Below are 26,148 nucleotides of genomic sequence, written 5' to 3'. Positions count from 1 at the left end.
GGGCCTCAACTGCCGGGGACCAGGACAGTCTCTATCCTCGCGGGACACGACCAGCGGGTAAAGGAGAACTCGCAGGCGGCACTCCGGTCAGCCCGACCATCCGGCCGCGGTCGCGCAACCGCTTGAGCGAGGCCGGCGCCCAGGCCGCGCCGCCGCGCGGCGGGCGCACGCCGAGGCGTAGCAGCGCAGCGCCGAGCTCGGCGAGCGTGGCGTCGGGGCGGCCGCGCAGGTAGGCGGCGGCGGCGAGCTCGATGGCCCGGAACCGCCCCCCTGCCCTGCCCCGGCGCCGGGCCGGCGTGAGCACGGCGGCGTCGAGCAAGCCATGGCAGACGAAGCTGCGCGCGAGGCGCTTGAGGCGTGCGACGGAGAGCGTCAAGGCGCCCGGCGGCAGACCGGCGTTCACCGTCCGCGCGACTTCCGGCCAGGGGGTGGTCGGACGCAGGCATCGGACCGGGCCGAGCCAAGTCTCGGCGGCCGGTAGCGCGCGGGCGAGTCGGGCGTCCTCGCGTGCCCGGGCCAGCCGGGCGATGGCGGCGGGATCGCGCGCCACCAACCCCGGATTGCCCCCTCGCCTGCCCCGCGCCCGCGCTGCGGCGAGCCCGGCGCGGGTGCGCTCGCGGATCAGCGCCCGCTCGAACTCCGCGACCGCGCCGAGGATCTGCAGCACGAGCGTGCCCGAGGGTCCCGCGGTGTCGATCGGGTCCGACAGGGAGCGAAACCCCACCCCCCTCGCCTGCAGTTGAGCGATCACGGCGAGCAGGTGGGCGAGCGAGCGGGCCAGCCGGTCGAGCCGAGCCACGACCAGGGTGTCGCCGCGGCCGATCCGAGCCAGCAGCCGACCGAGCGCAGGGCGCCCGGGGTCGGCTCCCGAGGCGGTCTCCTCGACGATCTCCGCGCAACCGGCGGCTTCAAGGGCTGCGCGCTGTGCGGCGAGATCCTGTTCCGCGGTCGAGACGCGGGCGTAGCCGATCAATCTCATGCGCTTTCATATCTGGGCACATATAATCAAACCACCATTTGAAACGGCGCCTCAGAAGGGAATGCCACCTGCCAGCGTCTGCCTGTGGCATGCCGGCCACGATCCCGCGCCCTTGTTTGTCGGCTTTCAGGATTTCCCGAAACCCGGCTTGCCTGAGACACTGAAACCCGGCTGTCCTGGTTTCCGGCTTTCCGGCCGAGTCGGAGGAGGGACGGGATGGCGATCATCACCTTCGCCCAGGTGAAGGGCGGCAGCGGCAAGACCACGCTCGCGAAATGCACCGTGGCCGAGTTCGTCGCGCGCGGCCGGTCGGTCGCGGCGATGGATCTCGATCCGAACCGCCCGCTCGGGCGGTTCTTCGCCCGCATCCCCGAACTTGCGGGCGTCGAGGTCGCCGTGCCGGATGGCGAACGACGCGTCAGCGTATTGGTGCGCGATCTCGCCGCGCGCCACGACACCGTGGTGATCGACCTGATGGGGGCGGCGACCAACGACACCCAGGTGGCGATGGCGCTGTCGGATCTGGTGATCGTGCCGTCGCAGATGAGCGAGGACGATTTCCGCGGCGGGATCGAGACCTGGCGCCAGATCGAGGAGGCCGAGGCGGTGGCGCGCCGGCCGATCGGCCGCGGCGTGCTGATGGTGCGCACGTCGTCCGGCGCGGTGCGCCCGCGCGTCGAGGGCTTCCTGCGCGAAGCCTACGAGAGCGCCGGCGCGCGCGTGCTCACCGCGAGCTTCGGCGAACGCACGGTGTGGAAGGAGATGAGCTACGCGCACTGGGTGCCGCCGCTGCACGATCGCGACAGCCACGCCGCGCAGAACTTCGCCGCGATCTTCGACGAGATGCTCGGGCTGCTGGCCGCGCTGCCGGCGGATGCGGCGGCCTGAGGGGAGGGGAGGGATGAGCCAGACGACCCGCCGACCGGGGCTTCAGCCGCCGGTGATCGAGCCCGCGACGCGCGCGCGTGTGGCGCCCGACGATCCGCGCTTCGCGGTCGCCGAGAGCCTCGAGCGGCCCGAGGTGATCCGCGAGGCGGTTGCCGCGGGCCGGGTGCGCGCGATCAACACCGAGACCGCGACCGGGCTGCTCGCGCCGCCGGCGCGCGTCTCGCGCCGCACCGCCCCGGAGGTGGCGCTCTCGACCAAGGTGCCGGACTACGTGCTGCGCCAGTTGCGCCGGCGCTATGCCGAGAGCGGGGTGACGATCCGCAACCAGATCCTGTTCGCGCTGCGCCTCGCCGGAGTGGAGGTGCGGGATGCCGACATCACCGACGAGCGCAAAAGCCGGAAATAGGGAAAGCGGGAGAGCGGGCAACACGGAAAGACAGTCAGTCGCAAAGATGGAAGGCCCGAGAGCAGGGCGACGGAACCGGAGGGGCTTGGCGTCTCACGACATCGGCTTGTCGAACCGTGCGCCGCGATAGGCGAGCATATCGAGTGACGTCATCGCCACCCGGTAGCCGTGGCCAAGCAGCAGCTCGGCCATCGCGACCTTGTCCGCCCGCGACAGGTTGGCGTGCTCGGCCATCACGATGCTCGGTGCGAGGGTTGCCAGGTCGACCATCCGCAGGATCTCGAGATCGTAGCCCTCGGTGTCGATCTTCAGGACGTCGACCGTCTGCCGCCTGGCGTGCGCGAGCACGCTCACGAAGGAGAGCACCGGGACGTCGCGGGCGACGATGCGCTGCTCGATGTCCGGATACCAGCTGCGGGCCTTCAGCAGCACCGCCCGGTCGAACGAGGAGTGCAGCGAGATTCGCTCCACCTCCTTGTCCGAGGCCGCCACCGAGTAGATCGTGCCCATGCCGTCGCTCGGCCCCACCGCTGCGTTTACCAGCGTCACGTGCGGCAGGGTCTCGTAGTTCCGCGTGAGTGCGGCGAACGCCTCCGGGATCGGCTCGACCATCACGCCGGGCCAGTTGAAAGCCCGGATGAAGGGGTAGAGGGGGTCGTGGGTGACCCCGTCATTCGCTCCGATGCCGAGAAAGAACGGCCGCGGCCGCGTCAGCATCAGATGCCCGGCGAGGAACTCGAAATCGAGCGCGAGCTGGTGTTCACGCCGTGCCAGTACCTGTGGCGGCAGCCACGAGAGGGTATAGCCGCGCGCCGCGAGCTCGCTGTTGAGCCGCCGCTTGAGCCAGCGGACGGCGCGGGGGATCACGGCGCTGCCTGTCGCCCGACGGGAGGGCGCATGCGTCAGCCGCCGGGGAGAAAGATGAAGTTGTAGGCGTAGGGATCCATCGGCCGGCCCGTCGCGTCTTGGCGCTGATGGCGCGCCTTGTCGAAGGCGTGGATGCTGTGCAGTCGCTGGCGCAGCAGGAACAGCCCCTCGTAGCCGCGTTCCCCCAGGAACCGGAACACGTGCTCAGGCGCCTCCGGGTTCAGGATCGGGGCGCTCTCAACCAGCAGCGCCGGCCGATCCCGCTCGAGGATGCCCGCGGCCCCCCGCAGCACCGCGAGCTCGTGGCCCTCGACGTCGATCTTGATGAAGCCGACAGGCTCCGGCACCACCTCGTCGAGCGTCACCAGCTCGCAGGTGACCGCGCGGAGGTCATCGCGCGCGGTGACGGGGTTGGCCGCCTCTAGGGTCGCGTTGGCGACCGCCGGTTCGCCGCTCGCCTTGCTTGGCACCAGCAGCTCGGCGGTCCCCGCATGGTCGGAGACGGCCGCGCGCCGGACCACGGCCGAGGGCGGCATCCGCAGCGCCAGCCGCTCGGCGGTCTCGGGGAAGGGCTCGAAGCAGTAGACGCGCGTGGCGAGCCGGGCGAGCCGGCCGGCATAGCCGCCGTAATTGGCACCGACATCGACCGCCGCCCGGTTCGGATCGACCAGATGGTCCAGCAGATGCCACTCGGCTTCCTCGTGGTTGCCCTGCCAGGTCCAGAGGACCTGCCGGACCCGGAAGCGGAGCCGCCGGTAGAGGCCCGGCCGTCCAAGAAAGCTCGCGAGGCTTTCTCCGGGATAGAGCAGCGGCAGCATGGGCTGGGCTCCTCAGGCGGCCCGGTTGGTCAGCAGATCGCGGATCAGCGCGGCGCCGGCGCGGGCGAAGCGCTGCCGCTCGAAGCGGTAGCTGCCGATGAAGTGGCCGAACCGCACCCGGCTCATGTCGGCCTCGGGGCCGATCGTGGCGTAGTCCGGATGCGGCAGCACCACCGGGTCGGGCGAGTTCGCCACCACGAAGTTGGAGGCGACCTGCTCGGTGCCCCATTCGCGCCACCGCGCGCGCCCCAGGATCTCCTCCATCCGGACATGGAAGTCCTCGGCGAGCGCGCGCGTCACCCCGCCCTTGGCGAAGCCCGCGAAGCCCGAGGAGCCGCGGATGTAGTTCAGCCGCGCGCGGTCCGGGTGCTGCGCGAAGGCATACTGGGTGGCGTCGATGATGTGGGTGGGGGAGGGGACGTTGGCCTCCATCCAGGCGACCGCCTCGTCGAAGCTCTGCAGCGGAATGCCCTCGGCCAGCGTGAAGGCGCGGTTGGCCGCGATCGCGTCGCGTGCCTCGGGGATGTCGCCGATCGCCAGCGTGTCGGCGTCCATCTGCACCACGTAGTGCCGCTCGGACCAGTCGAGGCAGGTGAGCAGCCGCTCCCAGGTGCCGCCCCGCTGGCAGCGCCCGACCGGGATGTCCTCCAGGATCACGAACTCGACCGCGCCGCCGAGATGGCGGCTGAGCGCGTCGCGGCGCGGCTGCGGCAGGTCGCGGTCGATGATGAGGACGAACCGCCCATGGCCGAGCCGCCGGTACAGCACCTTGGCGGCCATCAGGTACATCGCGATGTCGCGCTCGGCGATCATGCTGAGGATGCGCAGGTCCGACTCGACCACCCGCACGGGCGGCGTGTCGTGCACGGCGGCGATGATCCGCTCGAACTGCCAGTAGTTGTACCGCTGCCGCAGCCTGTAGAGCATCCTCTCCGCCCCGTCGTCGCACCGCTGGTACCCTGGGTCGCGGCGCGCGGCCGGCCGGGCGGGCGCCACAGAACCCGCTCGGCACTGGCTTGGCAAGGGTGAGGCTGCGATCTCGCCCGCGCGCGGCGGCGGATGCCCGCTACACGCCGAAGAAGGCGCCCGCGGCCGCGTAGAGGCCGGCCTCCTCGGTGCCGACCGTCAGGGCGCTCGCCAGCACCAGCTCGGCGCAGCGGCCGGGCCACGGGTTGTGGCCCTGATTGTTCGTCCCCAGCGTCACCTGCGCATTGCTGGTGGTCAGCGCGTTGTTGCCGCCGGTCGACACCTCGACCGCGCGGGCGGTGAAGCCGACGCGGTTGCGGTCCGCGGCGCTGATGACGTTGCGGTGGCGCGCGTAGAGGATCACGTTCTGGCCCGCCGTGGTGGTCTGGGAGTGCTTCACCCCGCCATTGCCCAGCAGCAGATAGGGCGGGCCGCTGTCCGTCATCAGCTGCAGCTCGGCGACCGCGGCGATCCGCTGGAACCCGGCGACGGAGCTGTGCATCTGCACCGCCGTGTAGAGCGCCAGCGTGTCGCCGGCGGGCAGGACCGTGAAGGTATGGTCCATCCGCCGGTTCGAGCCGAACAGCGCGCCCGCGCGGTTGTTCGCGCCCACGCGCGTGAACCCGCCGGAGGCGCCGCCGAGCGGCTGGACCGAGGCATTGGCCTGCTGGAGATGTGCGCCCTCGGTGGACTGGTCGTAGATCGTGCGGATGAACCAGTTGCTCGCGCCGGCGAAGCCCGTCACCGCCGCCTCGTCGAGCACGTGGTGCCCGCCGCTCGGCACGAAGCCGATATCGGCTTCCGCGTTGTCGCTCGCACGGCGGATGCGGATCAGCGGCCCCGTGTAGGTCTCCACCAGGCGGCGCGCGATCGACCAGACGCCGATATAGGTCAGGCTCGGCGCGGCCGCGCGGTGCACCCAGGGCTGCGCGACGTTGACCGTGACGACCGCGCTCGACGGATTGGCGGCGTTGGCGGCGTTGTACATCTGGATGGTCGGGGTGATCTGCGCCACGTCGCGCTTGCGCACCGGTCCGGCCGTGAACAGGCGCACCTGCGCGCCGTCGATGGTGAGCGGCGAGGCCAGCAGGCCGGCGTCGTTGCCCGCGATGATGGCCGCGCTGCCCGGCGGGTCGCCGGTGTAGGCGATCGTGCTCTCGGCCTGCTGGCCCGCGGTCATCGTCTCGCGCAGTTCGATCGTCTGTCCAAGCGTGACGACCGATGCCGTCACGTTCTCGACCACGCCGACCGAGACATCGATCGTGGCCTGGCCGTGCGCGTTCTCGACGCGCAGCGTCAGCGGATAGGTGCCGAGGCTCAGCGTCGCCCTGGTGCGCACGACGTAGCTGTTGCCGGTCGCGGGCACGAACTCGAACAGCGTCGTGTTGCCGCTCGCGATGCTGGGGGTGATTGGCGCATTGCCGCGCACCGCCACGGTATAGATCGTCGTGCCGACCGGCGCGCCGACCAGCACCTCCTGCGGGCTCGCTGGGGTGACCGAGAGGATCTCCGCCGGCACCGCGGTCGTGGTGATGCTCACCGTCACCGGCGCGGACAGGATGGGCGTGGTGGAGTTCTGGTTGTAGGTCCGCGCGCGCACGGTCACGCTCGACGTGCCGGCGGCGGGCGGGTTGCCGGCGAGGCTGATCGCGCCGCCCTGGCTGATCGTGAACGGATCGCCGGCGGGCTGCGCCGTGATCTCCCACGCCTTGGTTGCCGGCGTCAGCCCGGAGTCGCTGTTGCGCGGGATCGGCCCGGTGAACCGCACCACGCCGACGATCGCGCCGGGCGCCGCATCGCCCGCGACCTGGAAGGACTGCCCCGGCACGATCACGGGCGCGCTGTCCCACTGCCAGGTCACGCCGAGCGACGTGACCGTGTTCGACATGAAGAAGCTCGAGAAGAAGTCGTTCGGCTGGGTGCGCGGATGCGGGTGCGCCTGCGCGTTCTGCCGCTCCGAGCGCAGCAGCACGAGCGAGTCCGCGACCCGCGCCTTCAGCCCGACCGGCAGGTCGAGATCGAGCATCAGCGCGAGCCCGGACAGCGTGTTGCGCTGCCAGTCGCCCTCCTGCTGTCCAGCCGACCAGTCCTCCGGCACGGTCGGCATGCCGGCCGCCTGCGACTTGGCCCAGGCTTCGGCCCAGGTCTGCGCGTTGAACGGCGGCTGGGGGTTGCCGCGCACGTTGATGTTCCCGCCGGCGAGCGCGCTGCGATAGGGATAGCCGCCGTCGATCACGCTGCCGGTGCGGAACGTCGTCCAGCCCTCGACCACCTCGGCCAGGTTCGCGCCGCCTACGCCGGCCTTCATCGCCGTGCCGGCGCCGTAGAAGATGAAGGAGTACATGAAGCCGGCGAGGTGGTTCTCGTCGGCGTGGAGCATCGGCGTGCCGATGACATTCGCCGTGAACATCGACCGGACGAGCGGCAGCACGTCCTTGACGCTGTTCACCCAGGCTTCGACGTTGCGGTCGTAGAAGAGGCGGTGCGCGCCCTCGTAGCCGTCGGGCAGGATCGTCGCGCAGTCGACGATGTCGCGGAAGTCCCAGGCCCAGGAGCGCGTCTGCGGTGCCCAGGGCCGCACCGCCCAGGCGCGCCCGGTGGTGTGGTCGGGGGTGAAACTGCGCCAGTCCGGCACGTTCGCCCCGAGCGCCCCGTTCGCCTTGATCTGCTGGTCCATCGACGCCCAGGCCGAGCGTGCGGCCAGCCCGTCATAGGCGAGGCGGCGGCCGGACAGCAGCGCCACGGTCCAGTTGAACGAGCCGTGATGCGCGTGGTCGATCGTGATGTGGTCGGTGGTGTTGTGGGTCGGCCGCTGATCGGACGGCAAGCCTGTGGCGGTGGCGCGCGAGGTGCCGGCGGGCGAGGCCGAATGCGCCGTGTACGCCATCCTTGGCCAGTCCACCGGGTTGAGCCAGCGGCCGAGATCCCAGTCGTAGAAGTACATGCCGCGCGTCGAGGCCGCCTCGAACTGCCGGTGCGCGAGCGAGATCGCGTTGCGGTAGCCGTCGCGCAGCCACATCGCGCAGGCGAAGGTGCGGTAGCCGATCTCCGGCCGGCCGCCGACATCGCCGGCGCCGCGCGCCAGCCCCCAATGCCAGTAGGGATCGGTCGGCACCGCGCTGCCGGCGGCCAGCACGTTGTCCACCGAGCCGGTCACATGCGGAGTGCCGATCGCCTGGCTGCGGTCGTAGTCGAGCTGCACGCCGGCGCGCACCAGCAGGTCGAGGTCGGGGCGGACGAAGGGCCGCTCGGGCATCGCCGCGCCGACCGCGCGGCCGCGGCGGCGGATCCACTGCGAATACTGCAGAAGCTGGCGCGCCGCCCCCGAGCTCGGCCGCTGATCGTAGACCGTCGTCCCGTCGATCGTGATGGTGTAGCCGAAGGTGGCGATGCCGCCGCCCGAGTGCTGCACCCGGTCGTTCGAGAAGCAGACATCGAGTTCGAGAAACCCCTCCTTGGTGACGACCACGTCGACCATCAGCCGCACGGAGGTCACGCCGCAGGCCGATTGCGGCACCGCGGTGGCCACCCGCGTCGAGAGCGCGAGCGGCCCCTGGTGCCAGCGATCCGCGCCGATCGCGCCGAGCACGTCGAACACCCAGGGGCTGCCGCTCGCCGGATAGACGGTGACGACGGCGCTGCGGCCGGAGAGCGCGGTCGTGAAGGCGAGCGTGCTGCCGGGGTCGGGATGCGCCGCGCCGCGCACCAGCTCGGCCGTCAGCGTCGCCTGGTCGGCGAGGGCGGGAAGCTCGGCGGCGAGCAGCGCGGTCTTCACGCTGCCGTCGGTCCAGGTGCTGAGCGGGTTCAGCTGGGTGCGCAGCGGCGCCTGGGTGTCCGTGCGGCGCAGCACCACCGGGTCGGCGGGGGCAAGCATGCCCCGCTCGAAGGCGTGTCCGAACAGGGCGACGGTGTCGGTGGTCGTGCCCGTGCCCTCGAACACGAAGGCGGCCTGCGTCGCCTGTGCCGCGCCTGCGACGATCTGGATCGGCTCGCTGTCGGCGACTGGGGCGATGTCATCGAAGGCGACCCGCAGGACGTAATCGCCTTCCTGGGCCGGCGTGGTGAGGGTGGCTGACCACTGGCCCGCGGAGAGCGTGGTGGCGGCGACCGGCGCGGAGATGTCCTGGCCGTTCTGGCGCCAGACGAGGGTGATCGCCGTGGGGCTGCCGCCATAGGTGCCGGAGACGAGGATCGGCGCACCCGGTGGCTGCGGCGAGACCGGCGTGGCGATGCTGATCTGCGGCAGGACAGGGGTGCGGCGGCGGAGCAGTGCTCCACGGGAGGGGAGGATGCGGGGCATGCGGGGCTCCGGAATGACGGTAGCGCGATGGCGGCGGACAGGCACGCGACGGCATCCCCGCCGTCCCGGCGGGCCGTCTCGGCACTCACACGACGGGGATCGCGACGGGTCGGCGTGCCGCATTGCGTGGGCAGGCGGCGCCGGCAGGGCGGGTGGCATGGCGGGCGCGGTCGGGCAGGCGCAACTCGCCCGATGGCTTCACCAGCATAGAGGAATATAATCCTTGAGGTCAAGCTGCGCGGCGGTTCCGTGCGGTATCAGGCGGCGGTCGCCAGGTCGGCCGGCGATTGCGTGCGGGCACGAGCGAGCCGACGGAACTCGGCGGCGAGTCGGGCATAGGTGCGCTTCGGCTTCAGGCCGACGAAATGCGGGAAGGTCGGCGACAGCCGCACCACCCGGGTGGGCAGCACCGGCAGGCCGAACAGGAAGTTGCTAAGCTTGAAGATCTCCGATTGCCCGGCGCGGATGTCGAACCGGCAGAAGGCGATGCGCCAGGTCGAGACCATCCACGAGTTGTTGCCGAAATTCGGCATCAGCAGCCGCTTCAGGTCCTTCATGCCGAGGAAGATGCCGAGATAGAGCTCGAAGCTGTGGCTGCCCTTGCCCTTGTAGTTGGAGATCGCCAGGGTCTCGATCTCCTTCAGGTAGAATTCTTCCAATTCCGAAAAGAAGTGCCGGCTCTCGTCCGAGCGGTCGAAGTAGAAGATCCCGGCGTTCATCACGACCATGTACTCGAGCCCGCGCTCGCGCAGGATGTCCTCGATCATGATCCCCTTCCACTCGCCGCGCCGCTCGGGGCTGCCGGTGATGCAGAAGAAGTGCTGGATGGCGTGCGCCCAGTAGCGGTCGACGTCATGCTTCATCAGCAGGCAGTCGGCATCGACGAACATCGTCTGATCGTAGGGCGAGGCCTCGAACAGGCGGATCTTGTTCATCACGTGCGGGTAGCGCGCGTCGCGCGGGATCACCACGAGGTCGTCGAAGAAGGCGGCGAGCGCAGGGTCGAGCCCCTCGGCGAAGTCGTGCACCAGGCAGACCCGCCGTTTCGGGTCCATCACCTTGATCGAGGCGGCGAAATTGGCCGCCATCTCGACATACTTCCGGTCCCCCGTGGCGAGGGTGAGATAGCCCTGGGTCGTGCTCATGACGTCCTCGTTCGTCCGGAGACGGCCGTGCTGCGGAAGGGGAGGGAGGGCACGCTACAGTGCCGAGCCCTGGGCGGGAACCCGTGCGATCAGCACGCCGGCGCGGCCGCCGCGCGGCAGCGCCGGCGCGGCGAGGCTGATCAGTCCGGCCCGCGCCGAGCCGTCCGGGTGGCGCGCGAGCACCTGCAGCGCCGCCTCGATCGGACGATCCCCGGCGACCAGCCTGAGCGCCACGCCGTGCCCGCGCGGCAGGGCACCCGGCGGGAAGGCGTGGCCGACCAGCATCACGGTGCCGGCGGGAGTGCCGTGGCCTTCGAGCACCAGCCCGCCGATATCGCCCGCGCGCCGCGGTGCCGGCATGGGCGGCGGCGGCGGCAGGGCACGGGGCGGCGGCCGCCGCTGCTGCGCGATCGCCGGCGGCACCGGCGAGGCGCAGGCGGCCGCGATCGAGAGCGCGAGGGGCGCGAGCTCGCGGCGGGTGAGCTTCATGTCTCTCGATGCCCCAGCACGCGGCGGAACAGCGCGAGCTGGCCGGCCGTGGTCTCGTCCCAGCCGAACCGCTCGGCATAGGCGCGGGTGGCGGCGCGATCGGCCGGGGCGGCGAGCACGCGGCGGATGCCGGCGGCAAGCGCCTCGGGCGTGGCCTCGTCGAGCACCAGCCCGGCCTCCGGCGCCGCGACCGCCTCGCGCGAGCCCCAGGCTGGCGTCGCAACGACCGGCGTGCCGCAGGCCATCGATTCCAGCAGCACGTTCGCCCAGCCCTCGCGCGAGGAGGCGAGCACCATCACGTCCGCCGCGCCGTAGTAGAGCGGCAGGCGCGCATGCGGCACCGGCCCGACCAGGCGCACGCGCTCGGCGACGCCGAGGCGCGCGGCGAGCGCTGCGAGCGCGGATCGTTCCGGCCCCTCGCCCGCGATCACCAGGCGGTGCCCGGGCAGACGCGCGAGCGCCTCGATCGTCAGGTGGTGGCGCTTGCGCTCGATCAGCAGGCCGACCGAGAGCAGGGTGGGGCCGTCGAAGCCGAGCTCGGCGCGCGCCGCCGCGCGGTCGGGCAGGGGGCGGAACGTGTCCAGGTCGACGCCGTTGCGCAGCACCGTCACCTTCTCCGGCGCCGCACCGAGCGAAACGAGCCCCTCCTTCAGCGCCGCACTGACCGCGATCAGCGCGTCGGCGCGCGCGATCGCGGCGCGGATCAGCCGCCCCGGAATGCGGTAGTGCGGCAGCTGGGACGTGTCCGACCCGCGCGCGGTCAGCACCACGGGCACGCCGTAGTCGCGCGCGAGCCACACCGCCGCGACGCCGTCGGGGTAGAGGTAGTGCGCGTCGATCGCATCGAAGGCGACGCCGTCCGCCACCATCCGCGCGACCGCCCGCTTCGCCGCGCGGTGGAGCGTGAAGGGATTGGAGACCATCCCGAGCCCGGGTACGGCGAGGAAGCGCGGGTGGTGCACCGTGATGCCGTGGCGGGTCTCGCGGATCGGGATTTCGGGAAAGCCGGCTTTCGGGCGTCCGTCCGGGCCGCGGCCGGGAAACCACGGCACCGGGGCGAGCACGGTGCTCTCAGCCGCGTCGCCAGCGACCAGGTGCCTGAGCCTGTTCTCGACGAACACGCCATGATTGGGCTGGGCGGGGTTTGGGTAGAGCGTGCTGAAGGTCAGCAGCCGGAGTGGCCGCGACAGGGCTTGCTGGCATGGCCGCGCTGCCTCGGCGCGCCCGGCCTCGGGCGCTCTCGCCGCCGCCGTCGCCGGCGTCGCGCGCGGCGCCGTCAGCGTCGGCGTGCATGTCGAAGGGCCACCAGAACTGGGTGCGGTACGGCTCCGGGGCGATGCTCCAGGCGCAGAGCCAGACGATCCCGAGGAGCATGATGAGGTAGTAGAGGCTCTCCATCCGAGATCTCCCTGTTCGGTCGCGGCGTCTCTCATGGCCTGAGGCCGGCGCGCGCCGGACCCAGCGGCGGGGTGGCGGCGACCGGCGCGCGCGCGCGCCAGCCGGCGGCGGATGCGGAAGCGGCGGCGGGGGCCGTGCGGACGGCCTCGCTCACCAGTCGATGCACCGCCCCCATCGTGATCATCAGCGTCCAGAAGCAGTCCCAGTAGGCGAGCGAGACGAACGAGCCTGCCGACATGTACGCGACCATCGCCACCTGGGTCATGCGCGCGAGGTCATGGGCCCAGCGGAGATCGGGCCGGTGGCGTGTCATGCGCACGATCCGCAGCGTGTAGAACCCGCCGGTGAACAGCATCGCGAACCAGATCCCGGCGACGATGAAGCCCTGCTCGCCGATCACCTCGAACCAGATGCTGTGCGCGGCGCGGGCCGCGACACCCGGCATGACCTGGTCGACGACCGCCTGGATGTACATCGCGCGGAACCCGCCGCCGAGCAGCGGCCGGGCGCGCGCGATCTCGAACGAGGCCAGCCAGACCGTGACCCGGCCCATCGCCGAGCCGTCCTCCTCGTAGTTGAGAATCGTGTTCATGCGCTCGGTCCAGCTGTCGGGCATGAACGCGAGCGCCAGGCCGACGAACAGCGCGATCGCCACGCCGGAGACGATCTTGCCGCGGCTGCGCGCCCACAGCACCACCGCGGTTGCCGCCAGCCCGACCAGGGCGCCGCGCGACTGGCTGCCCACCACCGAGAACAGCGTGGTCGCCATCGCGAACGCGAAGCCCAGCCGCACCATCCGGTGGCGCGACTGCAGGCGCAGGTAGTTCATCAGCGGCAGCGAGACCAGCAGCGCCGCCGCCAGCTGGTTGCGGTCGGAGATCATGCTGTTCGGCGGTCCCAGCACGATGTGGCCGCCGCCGGATTTCAGCGTGAAGATCCCCCCCTTCACGCCGAAATAGCCGAGCGAGACCACGATCAGCCAGATCAGCGCGTGCACCCGCCTGCGGCTGTCCAGCAGCGAGGCGGTCAGCAGCACACCGAGCATGATCTTGAAGACGCGGTCCCATTTCGGCCAGACCATCTCGGTCGGACCGAGTGCGGCGAAGGAGGTGATGGTGATCCCCACCATCAGCAGCGCGACCAGCACGGTGAGGACGTTGAGCGGGATGCGTCTGGGCTCGCGCGCGACGAAGCAGCCGACGATCGTCACCATGAACACGATCGCCGCCCAGGGCAGCGTGGCCGCGAACCCCCAGGTCAGCTGATGGGGGCTCATGAACGAGATCCACGACCACAGCAGCACGCCGACGAACGGCTGCGCGCCGGCAAGCCCCAGCAGCGGGACCATCAGCATGGTGAAGAAGAGGTCGCGCATCGCCCTGCCCGGCCGCCGCCCGTCGCCTGATCAGCCCCCGCGCAGCCGCGCGAGCAGCCGCTCGGCTTCTGCCCGCTCGGGGAACTGCGCGGTGGAGGCGACCACCGGCTCGATCACGCGCCGCGCCTCCTCGCGCTGCCCGGTCGCGTCGAGCGCCACCGCGTAGCGGTAGAACATCGAGGCATCCGGACGCTGCCGCGCCATCGACGCCGCTGCCGCCTGGCGCAGCAGCGGCACCGCGCGCGCGGCCTCGCCGGTGCGCGCCAGGATCCAGCCGAGCGTGTCGGCGGTCTCCGCCGAGGGCGCGAGGTAGTAGGCGCGCTCGGCGTACTGCCGCGCCTGCGCGAGCGTGGCCCGGCCCTCGGCCGTCTCGGGGGTGCTGCGCGCCTGCATCAGCCAGGCGAGGTTGTTCAGCGACACCGCGTCCTCGGGCCGCGCCGCGACCACCTGCACGAGCCGCCGCTCGGCCTCGACGGTCTTGCCGGTGCCGATCTCGATCTGCGACAGCAGCGCCAGGATCGGCGTGTCGCCCGGCTGGCGCTCGAGCCAGGCGGCGAGCGCGGCCATGACCTGGTCCGTCCTGCCGAGCCGCTGCAGGGCCGCCGCGCGCCGCTGCGCGAGCACGCCCGACGGCGCCTGCTGGTAGGCGGCGGCGTAGGCGGCGGCGGCCTCCTCGAACCGCTCCGCGCCCATCAGCAGGTCCCCGCGCAGCGTCAGCGAGGTCGGGCGGGTGGCCTCCTGGCGCGCCAGCCGGTCGGCGACCTCGAGCGCCGCGTCGAGGCCGCGGCCCTCACGCACCGTCTGGATCAGGGATTGCTGCAGCAGCGCATCGGTCGGCCGGCTGCGCAGCCCCTGCTCAAGCACCGTCTCGGCGGCGCGCGGATCGTTCGCGCGCAGGAGCAGCCCCGCCACCACGCGGCGGGCGAGCGGATTGTCCGGGTCCTGCGCCATCGCCGCGCGCGCGGCCTCCTCGGCCTCCCGCGGCTGCTCGGCGGCGGCGCGCGCCTCGGCCAGCAGCAGCAGGTGGCGGGTCTCGCGGCGGCGCTCGCGGAACGCGGGCGCATCCAGCACGGCGGCCGCCTTGGCCGGCTCGCCGGCGCGCACCAGCACCGTGCCGAGCGCCATCGCGAGCGCGGGATCGCCGGGCTGGGCGGCGTTCGCCGTCTCCAGCACGGCGCGCGAGGACGCCGCGCGCGGCCCCCCGGTTATCACCGCCGCGGAGAGCCGCGCGAGCGCCTCCGGGTTGCCCGGCTCGCGCTCCAGCACCTCGCCGAACAGCCGCTCGGCACGTTCCAGATCGCCCTGCATGGCGGCGACGCGGGCAAGCCCGAGCCGCGCCCGCACGCTGTTCGGATGGTCGCGCAGCACCGCCTCGAAGGCTTGCTTGCCGCCTTCGATGTCGAGCCGCACCACCCGGATCGTGCCGTCCAGCACGCCGGCGAGCTCGCCGCCGCGCGCGGCCGGGCCGAGCCGCTCCAGCTGGGCCGAGGCGGCCGCGAGATCGCCGCGGGCGAGTGCCGCGGATGCCAGGATCTCGCGCGCGCCGGCCTGGTCGGGGTTGCGCGCGAGGGCCGCCTCCGCCGCCTGCTGCGCGCCGCCCGCGTCGCCGGTGGCGAGGCGGGCGACCGCCAGCCGGGCGAGCACGCCGGCATTGTCGGCGGCGAGCTCGGATGCCTTGCTGAACGCGTCGAGCGCCTCCTGCCGGCGTCCCATCTGCGCATGCGCGCGGCCCAGCAGGTCATAGGCCTCGGCGTCCGCCGCGCCGCGCTGCGCCAGCCGGTCGAGCGTGCCGGCGGCGGCATCGGCGGCGCCGCGCTGCAGCTCGAGCGTGGCGAGCAGCTTGGCGCCGCGCGGATCCTCGGGCCGGCGCGCGACATGGCGGCGCGCCGCGTCCTCGGCCTGCTCGAGCTGGTTGAGCGCGCGCTTGACGGTGGCGAACAGCAACAGCCCGTCGGGGATGTTGGGCAGCTGGCCCTGGATCCGCTGCAGCGCCTCGTCCGCCGCCGGCCAGTCCTGCGCGCGGCCGTGCAGCATCGCGCTCATGTAGATCCCCAGCACCGCGCTTGGCGCGAGCCGCAGCACCCGGTCGATCTCCTGGCGCGCCTCGGCGTCGTTGCCCATGCGCAGCAGCACCTCGCCGCGGCGCAGCCGGGCGGGGATATGGCCGGGCGCGAGCTCCAGCACCCGGGCGAAGGTGGTGGAGGCCTCGGCGAGCTGGCCGCGCTCGAACTGGAATCCGCCCTTGCGCAGCAACGCGTCGGCGTTGTCGGGCTCGATCGCGAGCGCGCGGTCCACCGCAGCCTCGGAGGCGTCGCGGTCGCCGGCCACGGCGGCGACGGTGGCGGCGGCGAGCTGCGGATCGACCCGGTCGGGGGCGAGGCGGACCGCATCGGCGGCGGCGCGGGCAGCGTCCTCGCGCCGGTTCAGCGCGAGATAGGCCATGCTCCGTCCGGCCGCGACCTGGCCCGCGACCGCGTTCGGCACCTGGCCCTCCTGCATCGGGAACTCCCGCAGGATCTCCTCGAAGCGGCGCAGCGTCATGTAGGCGCGCAGCAGCAGCGCGGTGCCGTCCGCGCGGTCGTAGCCGCGCTCGAGCGCGGCGCGCGCCTCCTTCTCGGCGGTGTCGCCGTCGCCGAGATCGAGGCTCGCCCGGGCGAGCGCCGCCCGCAGCGCGGGATCGTCCGGACTGGCGCGCACGGCGTTGCGGAACTCGATCTGGGCCGCGCGCAGGTCGCCCCGCTGCTGCGCCGCGCGGGCGCGGTCGACCGAGGCGTCGGCCGGCACTGCCAGCATCAGCGCGGCGGCGAAGGCGAGGGGGGCGGCAATCCGCGTGGTGAGGGGTCGTGCCATGGCGTGTCTCCGTCAGACGGCGTCGATGGACGCGGCGGGGCTGCCAGCCTCGGGGCGCGGCAGCGGGATCCCGTGCGTATCGAGCAGGGTGTAGAGGGTGGGGCGGCTGATCCCGAGCAGCCGCGCGGCGGCGGTGAGGCTGCCCTGGCTGCGCGCAAGCGCGCGCTCGATCGTCTCGCGCTCGGCGCGCATCCGCGCGGCGCGCAGATCGAGATCGACCTCGCTGTCGGCCTCCTGCGCGGCGATCGCGGCGCGATCGGGAGCGGCGAGTTCGAGATCCTCGGCGTTGACCAGCGGGCCCTCGGCCATCAGCGCCGCACGGCGCACCCGGTTCATCAGCTCGCGCACATTGCCGGGCCAGGGATGGGCCGCGATCGCGGCGAGGGCGGAGGCATCGAAGCCGCGGAAGCGGCGGCCGAACTCGCGCCCGTCGCGGGCGAGGAAGGCGCGCGCGAGCAGGGCCGCGTCCTCGCCGCGCTCGCGCAAGGGCGGGATGCGCACGGTCACGGCGTTCAGCCGGTAGAGCAGGTCGGCGCGGAAGCGGCCCTCCTCGACCTGCTGCTCGAGCGGCTGGTTGGTCGCTGAGACGAAGCGCACATCGACCTTGATCTGGCTCCGCCCGCCGATCCGCTCGATCATCTGCTCCTGGAGGAAGCGCAGCAGCTTGGCCTGCAGGTTGCCGGGCAGATCGCCGATCTCGTCGAGAAAGAGCGTGCCGCCGTTGGCCTGCTCGATCTTGCCGATCACCTGGCGCACCGCACCGGTGAAGGCGCCCTTCTCGTGGCCGAACAGCTCGGCCTCGAGCAGCGTCTCGGGGATCGCGGCGGCGTTGATCGGGATGAAGGGCTTCGCCGCGCGCGTGCCCATCTCGTGCAGCGCGCGCGCGAGCGCCTCCTTGCCGGTGCCGGATTCGCCGAGCAGCAGCACCGGCACCGATACGGAGGCGAGCCGTTCCACCGTGCGGCAGACCTTCAGCATCCCCTCGTCGCCGGTGAGGAGGTCGCGGATCGGCGAGGGGCGGGGCTGGGCGGCGAGACGGAGGTTCTCCTCCTCGAGCTCGCGCAGGCGCAGCGCCCGGTCGAGCACGGTGCGGAGCAGCGCCAGGTCGGCCGGCTTCTCGCAGAAATCGTAGGCGCCGAGCGCGATCGCGCGCAGCATGTTCTCGCGGTGGTCCTGGCCCGAGGACACCACCACCGGCATGGTCGGCGCGAGCCGGCGCAGCGTCTCGAGCGCCGCGAACCCCTCGGCCACGCCCTCCGCGTCGGGCGGCAGGCCGAGATCGAGCAGCACCACGGCGGGTTGCTCGCGCCGCGCGACCGCTTCGGCCTCGACGCGATCATTCGCGATCAGCACGCGCCAGGCCGGGAAGCCCCACTTGTACTGGGCGCAGAGCGCGGGATCGTCCTCGACCACCAGGAGCTTCGGCTTGCTCATGCGCACCTCCGCACCTGCTCCTGCGCCGCCGGGGCGGCGGCGGCGTCCGCCTCGGCGCGCGGCAGGGTCAGGCGCATCGTGGTGCCTTCGCCCGGCTGCGTCAGCACCGCCAGATCCCCGCCCGCCTCGCGCAGCAGCTCGCGCGCCTGCCAGGCGCCGATGCCGCTGCCCTTCGCCTTGGAGGTACCGAGCGGGCGGAACAGCACGTCGCGCACGAACCCTGGGCTCATTCCCGGTCCGCGATCGGCGATGTCGATGACGATGCGGGCGCCGTCGCGGCGCAGCGCAATGCGGACCGGCTCATGCATGGGCGATGCGTCGATGGCGTTGTTGATGAGATGCGTCACCGCGGCATCGAACGCTTCCGCCCCGATCGCGGCAAGGCCCGGATCGTCCCCGGGCTCGACGATCACGCGGCTCTGACGGGGGGCGGCGAGCGCGGCGAGCCGCGCCGCCGGAGCCACGCGATGCGCGGGCTCGGCGCGCGCCGGGGCGGCCTCCTCCTCGGGCTGGCGCAGCCGCGCGATCAGGGTGTTGATCCGGTCGGTGGCGGCGCGCACCGTCAGCAGCACGTCCCGCTGGAACTCGGGGTCCTGCATGTGGTCCTCGGCGTTCGCGAGCAGCAGGCTCAGCTGGTGCGAGACGGTCTTGACGTCGTGCGCGACGAAGGCGAAGCGCTTGGCGTATTCGGCGAGCTTGCGGCTCTCGGCCAGCCGCTCGGCCGCGCGCCGCTCGGCGAGGAACATCGCCACCTCGCGGCCGAGCGTGCGCAAGAGATCGAAGGTCTCGCCGTCGAGCGGGAAGGGGGCGCGCGGCGGGGCGAGCAGCACGATGCCGGCGAGCCCCTCGCGATGGTGCAGGAGCGGCACGGCGATCCAGAGCGCGCCATAGGCGCGGGCGAGGTCCGCCGGCGTCGCCTCGCCGAGTTCGGCGATCCAGGTGCCGTCGCGCAGCAGCGGCAGCAGCGGATGCTCGGCGCCGAGGGCGAGCGGCGCATCGGGGCAGTTCCAGGACTGTGCCCAGGCGAAGCGTGGCGCGCCCTCGGTCTCCTCGCGGAGCAGCAGCAGCCCGGCCGGGCTGTCCACCGGATCGGCAATCGCGCGGATCGTGCGCAAGGCGGCCGGCGCCTCGGCATCGGCGGCGGAGAGAGTGGCGACGGTGCGCAGCCATTCCCGCCGATAGTCGTGCCTTGCGGTGAAGAAGTTGTCGACGATCTGCCGGCGCAGCCGCGAGCGCGCCGACTGCGAGGAGGCGGCAACCAGCAGCGCGAGGGCGGCGGCGGCGAGCAGGCTGATCTGCACCGCGCGGCCCCAGTCGGCGCCGAGATGGCGCACCGCCTCGCCGGCGAGCCCGATGCCGAGCAGGAATACGCCCCCCACCACCAGGGTCGCGCCATGGAACACCACCGCGCGGCTGACCGGCAGCTGGCGGCGCCAGCGGCGGTCGCGCACCGCGGCGAGCGCGAGCAGCGGCATCGCAAGCGCCATGACGACCGCGCGCGCGTCGAGCAGCGGCGGCGAGAAGGCGCGCGCCAGCACCGCGTCGGCACAGACAAGCACGTCGAAGGCGGCGAGCCCGCCGAGCGCGATGCAGGGCAGGTTGACGTGCCAGCGTGCCGCCTCGTCGGCGTTGCGGTAGATGTTCTCGGCGAGCAGCACGGTGACGAGCGCGAGCCCGAGCCGGGCGAGCAGGGCAGGCGAGCCGAGCGTGGGCAGGACGAGATCCGCGGTCGGGCCGGGCAGCAGCGCGGCGAAGCCGACCAGCACGAGCAGGAGGCCGGCGACCGCGAAGCGACGCATGGCCGGGGCGACCTCGGCGCCGCCGGTGCGGCGATAGAGCACCAGCAGCACCGCGAACCAGACCGCCGAGCGCAGCACGTCGGCCGCGCCCGACACCCCGTCGAGCGGCCAGTCGGGCAGGAACGCGACGGTGACGGCCCAGAGCGCGCCCGCCCCGCAGGCGGCGGCGAGCGCGAGCGCGATCCGGCCGCGTCCGGCCGCCAGCACGAGCGCGGCCCAGAACAGGCAGAACGCCGCGGCGCCGGTGTGCAGGACGACGGAGGCGGTCATGGCGCGGGTGCGGACGCCAAGGCTAGCGCGCCTCCTCCTGGAGCAGCACGACGCGGAGCGTGGCGAGCAGGATCCGGAGATCCAGGCCGAGGCTCTGGTGCCGCACATAGTAGAGGTCGTAACCGAGCATGCGGCGGGCCTGGGCGAGCGAGCCGCCGCGATCGAGATGGGTGACGGCCTGGTGCACCTGGGCCCAGCCGGTGACGCCGGGGCGCACCGCCTCGCGGTCGCGCCAGCGGACGATCCAGCGGGCGTGCTCGGCGGCCGCCTCGGGCGCCTCGGGGCGGGGCCCGACCAGGGCCATCTCGCCTTTCAGCACGTTGACGAGCTGGGGCACGTCCTCGATCCGGCAGAGCCGCAGCAGCCGGCCGAGACCGCCCGCGCGCACGCGCAGGCGGTAGAGCGTGAAGGGGCGGCCGCGCCGGCCGACCCGCGGCACGCGCGCCAGCACCGGGCCGGCACCGTCGAGCCGGGCGCTCAGCGCCGCGGCCGCGAGCAGCGGGGCGGCGAGGGCGAGCACCAGGCCGGCGAGCAGGATCTCGATCGCGCGGCGCAGTGCCGCCGGGGCCGGGCCGTCGCGGCGGGGCCGGGCCTCGGCGAGCCAGCCCGGCGGCAGGCGGTCGACGTCGAGGCAGGGTTCGGTCGCGGCGTCGCTTCTGGCGGGAAGGACGCCGCGGAGCGGTCTGGCCACGGCGCGGCGCGGCGGGCGATCGAAACGGGCGGCGGGGCCGGGCCAGTGTGTCATCGCGTCCTCCGCTCCGGGCGCGCGGCGGAGCTGGTCCGCGCGCACCCGCGTCGGCGCCGGCCCGAAGGCCGGCGGGGCGTCCCCCCATGGGTGGCCCCCCGGCGGGGCCCAAGACAAAATTTTTTCCAGAGTCCAGTCGGGAATGCACAAATCGCGAGAGCGCTCATGCTTTTTTACACGACCCGGTTGCCTTGCCCGCTCCTTCTACACCGAAGCGGCGCAGGACCGTGAGGGCGAAATGAATGCCGGGGCTCCCCGGAAGCGTCCCAAGGGTTGCAGGGTGGCTGTTGAGGCGAAAGACAACGTAGGGTTGCGGTATTCGGGTGAGTCGGTCGGGAAAAGTGGTCCTGCAGCGGAAAACAGTCTCGAAAATGCGTGTGGTTTAGTTTTTTTCTATTGTCTCCGCCGTCGGGCATTGCTAAGAACGGTCCATCGCCAGCAGGCGTCGCGTTGCATGCCGACCGTTCCGGCGGCCGAGGATCAGCCGTAATCTACAGGCCCGTACCGACAGGAGAGCGAGGCGACAGCGATGAACGGTCGATCCCCCCACCTCATAGCCCTCATGGTGCTGCTTGCGCTCGGCGCCTGCGGCCCGCGCAACGTCAACCTGCCGGCCACCGATCCCCGCCCGGTGCTGCCGGCGATGGACGCGCCCGAATACGTGATCGGCGCGGGCGACACGCTCAGCATCGTCGTCTATCGCCTGCCGGAGCTGAACGCCTCGGTGCCGGTGCGCCCGGATGGGCGGATCTCCACCCCGCTCGTGCAGGACCTGGTTGCTGCCGGCCGCACCCCCTCCCAGCTGTCCACCGCGATCGAGGCGGAGTTGCGCAAGTTCGTGCGCGAGCCCTTCGTCACCGTGCTGGTCACCTCCTTCGTCGGCCCGCCGTCCCGCCAGATCCGCGTGATCGGCGAGGCTGCCCAGCCCGTCGCCCTGCCCTACCGCGAGGGCATGAGCGTGCTTGACGTGATGATCGCGGCCGGTGGGCTCACCCGCTATGCCGCCGGAAACAGTGCGGAAATCATTCGCCGCGAGACTGTCGGCGGACCGGCCGAGGTGATCTCCGTGCGACTCTCCGACCTTCTGCGCGACGGCGATGTCTCCCAGGACCTGCCGATGCGCCCCGGCGACACGCTCGTCATCCCGCAGGGCTGGTTCTGAGACCATGGACATTGGCGCGCTGATCCGACGCTACGCCGCGGCCAGCTGGCGGCACCGCTGGAAGGCGTTGCTGCTGGCCTGGCTGGTCTGCGGCGTGGGCTGGATCGCGGTCTACCGGATGCCCGACGTCTACCAGGCGAATGCGCGCGTCTATGCCGACGTGGATGCGATCCTCGGCTCGGTGCTGCGCGACATCGCCACCGACGGCGCGCCCGAACGTCAGGTCGAGACGCTCCAGCGCACCCTGCTCAGCCGCCCCAACCTCGAGCGCGTGGTCGCGCGCACCGATCTCGACCTGCGCGTGACCGATCCTGCCTCGCGCGAGGCGCTGATCGAGCGGCTCGGCCGCGAGATCAGGATCATGCCGCAGACGCGCAGCCTGTTCCGCGTCGAGTTCCGTGACCACGAGCCGCGGATGGCGCATGCGGTGGTGCAGACCGTGATCAACCTGTTCATCGAGGCGGCCACCAGCACCGACCGCCAGCAGATGCAGACCGCGCGCCAGTTCGTCGCCCAGCAGCTCGCCAGCTACGAGACGCAGCTGCGCGCGGTCGAGCAGAAGCGCGCCGAGTTCCGCGCCCGCTACATCGACCTCCTGCCGTCGGACAGTTTCGGCGGCGTCAGCAAACTCGACCAGGCGCGCGGGCGGCTGACCGCGCTGCGCGGCCAGCACGAGGACTCCACCCAGCGGCGCATCCTGCTGCAGCAGCAGCTCGCCAATACCCCCGCCACGCTCGCCGGCCCGGCCACCGGCGGCGGCGGCGGCGGCGACCCGCGCCTCGCCACGGCCGAGCGCAATCTGCGCGACCTGCTGCTGCGCTTCACCGATCAGCACCCCGAGGTGCTCGCCACGCGCGCGATGATCGCCGAGCTGCGCGCGCAGGGAGCCCGCGGCGGCGGCGGGGGGGGCGGCAGCAGCAGCGCGCCGCGCGCAGCGGCCGGCGGCGGCGCGCCCAATCCGCTGCACGAGCAGCTGAAGCTGCGCGTGCTCGACAGCGACTCCGAGATCGCCTCGCTCGAGCGCCAGATCCGCGACGTCGAGGCCGAGGTCGAGCGGCTGGAGAACCTGCTGCGCACGGCGCCGCAGCTGCAGGCCGAGTATGTCAACCTCAACCGCGACTACGACGTGCTGCGGCGGAACTACGAGGAGCTGCTGTCGCGGCGCGAGTCGCTGCAGATCGCCGGGGCCGCGCGCACCGATGCCGACCGCGTGCGCCTCGAAGTGGTCGAGCCGCCGACCGTGCCGCTGACCCCGATCGGGCCGAACCGGCTGCTGTTCGCCACCGGCGTGCTGTTCGCCGGGCTCGGCGCCGGCGGCATGCTGGCGCTGCTGCTGGTGCAGCTCGACCGCGGCTTCTACACCGTGCACGACCTGCGCAAGCTCGGCCTGCCGGTGCTCGGCGCGATCTCCTCCGCCCGGCCGGTGCGCCGCGCCGGCGCCGCGGTCGCCTTCGCCGCCGGGCTCGCGCTGCTCATCGCGGCCTATGGCGTGGTGGTGGCGGGCGGTCCGGCGCTGATGGCGAAGGTCCCCAATCTGGTCGCGAGGCTGATCGCATGAACTCCGCGCCGAAGGGCCGCGCCCACCTGGTCGAGCGTGCCGTCGAGGCGATGGGCGGGATGGAGGCGCGCGACCCGCGCCCGGCCGTCCCGCCGCAGACCACCCCGCAGACCACCCCGCCGCCCACGCTGCCGGCCGCGGCTCCCGCGGCGCTGACGCCGCCCCCCAGGCCCGCCGCGCCGACCCAGCCGGCCGGGCAACCCGCCCCGGCCGCGCTCCCGCCGATCCCGCTCGACGTGATGGTGAAGGCCGGGCTGGTGTCCGGGTCGACCGGGCCGGGCCGGTCGCGCATCTCCGAGGAGATCGCGGTCACCCAGCACGCCGTGCTGCGCACGGTGAAGACCACGCCCTCGGTCGACGGCCGCTGCGGCCGCATGGTGATGATCGCCTCGGCCCGGCCGGGCGAGGGCAAGACCTTCACCGCGCTCAACCTCGCCGCCGCGATCGCGGGCTCGGGCGCGCGCCCGGTGGTGCTGGTCGATGCCGACGGCAAGCATCTCTCGGTCAGCCGCCTGCTCGGCCATGCCGAGACGCCCGGGCTGCGCATGCTCGCCGCCGAGCCGAACCGTGCCCCGCAGGCGCTGCTGGTGCCGACCGCGGTCCCGCGCCTCTCCTTCCTGTCCTACGGGCCGCACCCGGCCGGCCAGCCGGTCATGACACCCGGGACGATGATGACGGCGGCGCTGTCGCGGCTCGCCGCCGCGCTGCCCGACCACATCATCGTGCTCGACACACCCCCCTGCCTCTCCACCTCCGACGCCCCGATCCTCGCCCCGATCGTCGGCCAGGTGGTGATGGTGGTCGAGGCCGAGCGGACCCAGCGGGCCGAGGTCGAGGCGGCGCTCGATCTGGTCGAGGCCTGCCCGAACCTGCAGCTGTTGCTCAACCGTGCGGTATTGACAGCCAACGACACCTTCGGCGCATACGGCGGCTATGATGCGTACGCTGCGCCGCCGAGCGGCTAGGACCGCGCGCCGATCGTTCCGTCCCCCTGATGGTGCACGGCCCACTTTGTTCGGGCCGCTGCGGCATGCGGGGTGGTCCGGTGCCCTGCTCGCCCTGCTCGCTGCCCCGCCCGGCGCCGCGCAGACCGATCTCTCCCCCGCCCCGGCCGGCCCGCCGGCTCCGCCGGCCCGCGCCGCGCCGCCGCCCGCCCCGGGCACCTTCGTCGCCCCGGACTCGCCATTCCGCCCGGGCACACTCGGCTTCCCCTTCACCGCCCTCTACGCCGCTCCGGTCGGGCCGCCCCGTGCCTGGACCATCACACCGAGCCTCGGCCTCAGCCTGACCTTCAACGACAACATCCGCGGCACGCCGCGCAACCGGCAATCCGACCTGATCTTCGGCGTCACGCCGGGGATCCTGGTGCGGGCCGATACGGCGCGGATGCAGGGCACGCTGAGCTACGCGCCGACCGCCAGCTTCTACGTCAGCAACAGCGACCAGAATCAGCTGGTGCATCGCGGGTTCGGCCAGGTGTCGACGATCCTCGTGCCGGATCTGCTGTTCCTCGACGCCCGCGCCTCGGCCTCGGTGCAGTCGCTGTCGAGCGGCTTCGCCCAGGACGACAACACCGCGATCACTCGCAACGACCAGGTGCAGACCTTCACCGCCTCGATCTCGCCTTACATCGTACAGCGCTTCCGGAACCTGGCCACGCTGCGCGCAGGCTACACCTACAGCTTCACCGACCAGAGCCGCGCGACGGACCGCCGGGCGCCGAGCAACACCGGGTTCGGTCCGGTCGGCTTCAGCGCCTCGGAGTTCAGCTCGCACACCGGCTATGCGGTGATCCGCTCGGGTGAGGATTTCGGCCGGCTGCTGCTGCAGGGCAGCGTCAATGCCACCGAGTTCGACGGCCAGGGCATCTATGACGGCGCCTATCGCCGGGATGTGCTGCTGGAGGCCGGCTACGCCATCACCCGCGCAATCGCCGGGCTGGTCGAGGTCGGCTACGAGCAGCAGCGCTACAACACCGTGCCCGTGACCCGGTTCGAGGGGCTGATCTGGGCCGCCGGCGTGCGCTTCACGCCCAACGAGGCGACCTCCATCACCGTCAAGTACGGCCGCCGGGACGGCTACGATTCGGCCTTCGTGCAGGGCCGGACCGAGCTCGGGCCGCGCACCCGGATCTTCGCGAGCTACACCGACCGGATCAGCACCTCGGCGCTGAGCGCCTCGGATCTGCTGCAGGCGATCGTGCTCGACCCGCTCGGCAACCCGGTGGACGCGCAGACCGGCGCGCCGGTGCTGCCCTCCGGGGCGGGCTCGCTGCTCGGCATCCAGGGCGGGCTGTTCCGCACCCGCAGCGCCACGGTCTCGCTCAGCCACATGCTCAGGCGTGACGTCGTCACGCTCGCGCTGACCCACGAGAACCGCCGCCCGGTCGCGGCGGCGCCGGATCAGACCACGCCCCAGTTCGCGCAGAAGGCCTCCTCGATCAGCGTGAGCTGGTCGCGCCCGCTCGACGAGGCGACCAATCTCAGCGCCTTCGCCCGCTACGGCATCAGCACGCGGGAAGGCCGGGGCGACACCAACAACTATACCGCCGGCGCCGCGCTGACACATTTGATCAACCCGACCCTGGCAGGCTCGTTGAGCTACCGTGTGAGTTACCGCGACGGCGGCGGGCTCGACGGCAGCGTGCTGCAGAACATCATCGTGGCGGCGCTGCAGAAGACCTTCTGAGGGGGCCACCC

General features: G+C 72.6%; 20 protein-coding genes. 6 read left to right on the top strand and 14 right to left on the bottom strand.

What is annotated here, in order from left to right; translation table 11 throughout:
- Positions 1 to 31: 31 nt before the first annotated feature.
- A complete protein-coding gene (locus tag ACTIFU_RS02360; RefSeq protein WP_439576677.1) occupies positions 32 to 979 on the bottom strand; it encodes a recombinase family protein in 948 nt (315 codons plus the stop codon).
- 216 nt (positions 980 to 1,195) lie between these two features.
- Here ACTIFU_RS02360 and ACTIFU_RS02355 point away from each other — a divergent pair, with 216 nt between their 5' ends.
- Both ACTIFU_RS02355 and ACTIFU_RS02350 read left to right on the top strand, forming a co-directional pair.
- Positions 1,196 to 1,867, top strand: a complete 672-nt coding sequence (locus ACTIFU_RS02355) for a ParA family protein (RefSeq protein ID WP_439576676.1) — start codon at positions 1,196 to 1,198, stop codon at positions 1,865 to 1,867.
- A gap of 13 nt (positions 1,868 to 1,880) precedes the next feature.
- Positions 1,881 to 2,273: a hypothetical protein gene (locus ACTIFU_RS02350; protein WP_439576675.1), complete on the top strand. Its 393-nt coding sequence runs from the start codon at positions 1,881 to 1,883 to the stop codon at positions 2,271 to 2,273.
- A gap of 93 nt (positions 2,274 to 2,366) precedes the next feature.
- Here the strand turns inward: ACTIFU_RS02350 and ACTIFU_RS02345 are convergent, their stop codons facing one another.
- The 13 genes from ACTIFU_RS02345 to ACTIFU_RS02285 all read right to left on the bottom strand — a co-directional run bounded on the left by ACTIFU_RS02345 (position 2,367) and on the right by ACTIFU_RS02285 (position 20,729).
- Positions 2,367 to 3,140 (bottom strand): FkbM family methyltransferase, encoded by a 774-nt coding sequence (locus ACTIFU_RS02345; RefSeq protein ID WP_439576674.1) that lies wholly within the window; start codon positions 3,138 to 3,140, stop codon positions 2,367 to 2,369.
- Positions 3,141 to 3,175: 35 nt separating this feature from the next.
- Entirely contained in the window at positions 3,176 to 3,958 is a 783-nt protein-coding gene (locus tag ACTIFU_RS02340) for an FkbM family methyltransferase (protein ID WP_439576673.1), read from the bottom strand.
- Positions 3,959 to 3,970: 12 nt separating this feature from the next.
- Positions 3,971 to 4,885, bottom strand: coding sequence for a hypothetical protein (locus ACTIFU_RS02335; RefSeq protein ID WP_439576672.1), 915 nt, complete (start codon positions 4,883 to 4,885; stop codon positions 3,971 to 3,973).
- 139 nt (positions 4,886 to 5,024) lie between these two features.
- Complete coding sequence (locus ACTIFU_RS02330) at positions 5,025 to 9,224, bottom strand: arabinofuranosidase catalytic domain-containing protein (protein WP_439576671.1); 4,200 nt, start codon at positions 9,222 to 9,224, stop codon at positions 5,025 to 5,027.
- Between the two features lie 85 nt (positions 9,225 to 9,309).
- Positions 9,310 to 9,432 (bottom strand): hypothetical protein, encoded by a 123-nt coding sequence (locus ACTIFU_RS02325; protein WP_439576670.1) that lies wholly within the window; start codon positions 9,430 to 9,432, stop codon positions 9,310 to 9,312.
- A 49-nt stretch (positions 9,433 to 9,481) separates the two neighbouring features.
- A complete protein-coding gene (locus ACTIFU_RS02320) occupies positions 9,482 to 10,369 on the bottom strand; it encodes a hypothetical protein (protein WP_439576669.1) in 888 nt (295 codons plus the stop codon).
- Positions 10,370 to 10,423: 54 nt separating this feature from the next.
- Positions 10,424 to 10,858: a hypothetical protein gene (locus tag ACTIFU_RS02315; RefSeq protein WP_439576668.1), complete on the bottom strand. Its 435-nt coding sequence runs from the start codon at positions 10,856 to 10,858 to the stop codon at positions 10,424 to 10,426.
- Positions 10,855 to 11,979 carry a glycosyltransferase gene (locus ACTIFU_RS02310; RefSeq protein WP_439576667.1) on the bottom strand — a complete coding sequence of 375 codons (1,125 nt, stop codon included), beginning with the start codon at positions 11,977 to 11,979 and terminating at the stop codon, positions 10,855 to 10,857. The genes ACTIFU_RS02315 and ACTIFU_RS02310 overlap by 4 nt, the downstream gene beginning before the upstream one ends.
- Before the next feature lie 308 nt (positions 11,980 to 12,287).
- Entirely contained in the window at positions 12,288 to 13,631 is a 1,344-nt protein-coding gene (locus ACTIFU_RS02305) for a putative O-glycosylation ligase, exosortase A system-associated (RefSeq protein WP_439576666.1), read from the bottom strand.
- Positions 13,632 to 13,661: 30 nt separating this feature from the next.
- Entirely contained in the window at positions 13,662 to 16,481 is a 2,820-nt protein-coding gene (gene prsT, locus ACTIFU_RS02300) for an XrtA/PEP-CTERM system TPR-repeat protein PrsT (RefSeq protein ID WP_439576665.1), read from the bottom strand.
- Positions 16,482 to 16,493: 12 nt separating this feature from the next.
- Positions 16,494 to 17,915 (bottom strand): PEP-CTERM-box response regulator transcription factor, encoded by a 1,422-nt coding sequence (prsR, locus tag ACTIFU_RS02295; RefSeq protein ID WP_439576664.1) that lies wholly within the window; start codon positions 17,913 to 17,915, stop codon positions 16,494 to 16,496.
- A complete protein-coding gene (prsK, locus tag ACTIFU_RS02290) occupies positions 17,912 to 19,984 on the bottom strand; it encodes an XrtA/PEP-CTERM system histidine kinase PrsK (RefSeq protein ID WP_439576663.1) in 2,073 nt (690 codons plus the stop codon). Before prsK ends, prsR begins: the two co-directional genes overlap by 4 nt.
- Before the next feature lie 22 nt (positions 19,985 to 20,006).
- Positions 20,007 to 20,729, bottom strand: a complete 723-nt coding sequence (locus ACTIFU_RS02285; protein WP_439576662.1) for a sugar transferase — start codon at positions 20,727 to 20,729, stop codon at positions 20,007 to 20,009.
- 529 nt (positions 20,730 to 21,258) lie between these two features.
- Between ACTIFU_RS02285 and ACTIFU_RS02280 the strand changes: the two genes are divergently transcribed.
- From ACTIFU_RS02280 to ACTIFU_RS02265, 4 genes are read left to right on the top strand one after another with little or no spacing between them, the layout of a single operon-like run.
- Positions 21,259 to 21,891, top strand: coding sequence for an XrtA/PEP-CTERM system exopolysaccharide export protein (locus ACTIFU_RS02280; protein ID WP_439576661.1), 633 nt, complete (start codon positions 21,259 to 21,261; stop codon positions 21,889 to 21,891).
- 4 nt (positions 21,892 to 21,895) lie between these two features.
- A complete protein-coding gene (locus ACTIFU_RS02275) occupies positions 21,896 to 23,449 on the top strand; it encodes an XrtA system polysaccharide chain length determinant (protein WP_439576660.1) in 1,554 nt (517 codons plus the stop codon).
- Positions 23,446 to 24,414, top strand: a complete 969-nt coding sequence (locus ACTIFU_RS02270) for a P-loop NTPase (protein WP_439576659.1) — start codon at positions 23,446 to 23,448, stop codon at positions 24,412 to 24,414. The genes ACTIFU_RS02275 and ACTIFU_RS02270 overlap by 4 nt, the downstream gene beginning before the upstream one ends.
- 46 nt (positions 24,415 to 24,460) lie before the next feature.
- The gene (locus ACTIFU_RS02265; RefSeq protein ID WP_439576658.1) at positions 24,461 to 26,137 is read left to right on the top strand and encodes a TIGR03016 family PEP-CTERM system-associated outer membrane protein; all 1,677 of its coding nucleotides are present in this window, start codon (positions 24,461 to 24,463) and stop codon (positions 26,135 to 26,137) included.
- The last annotated feature ends 11 nt before the right edge of the window (positions 26,138 to 26,148 follow it).

Source organism: Elioraea sp. (assembly GCF_051860475.1).
Classification (GTDB): domain Bacteria; phylum Pseudomonadota; class Alphaproteobacteria; order Acetobacterales; family Acetobacteraceae; genus Elioraea.
Note: the sequence above shows the minus strand (reverse complement) of the source record. Positions and strands in the feature narration are given on the sequence as shown.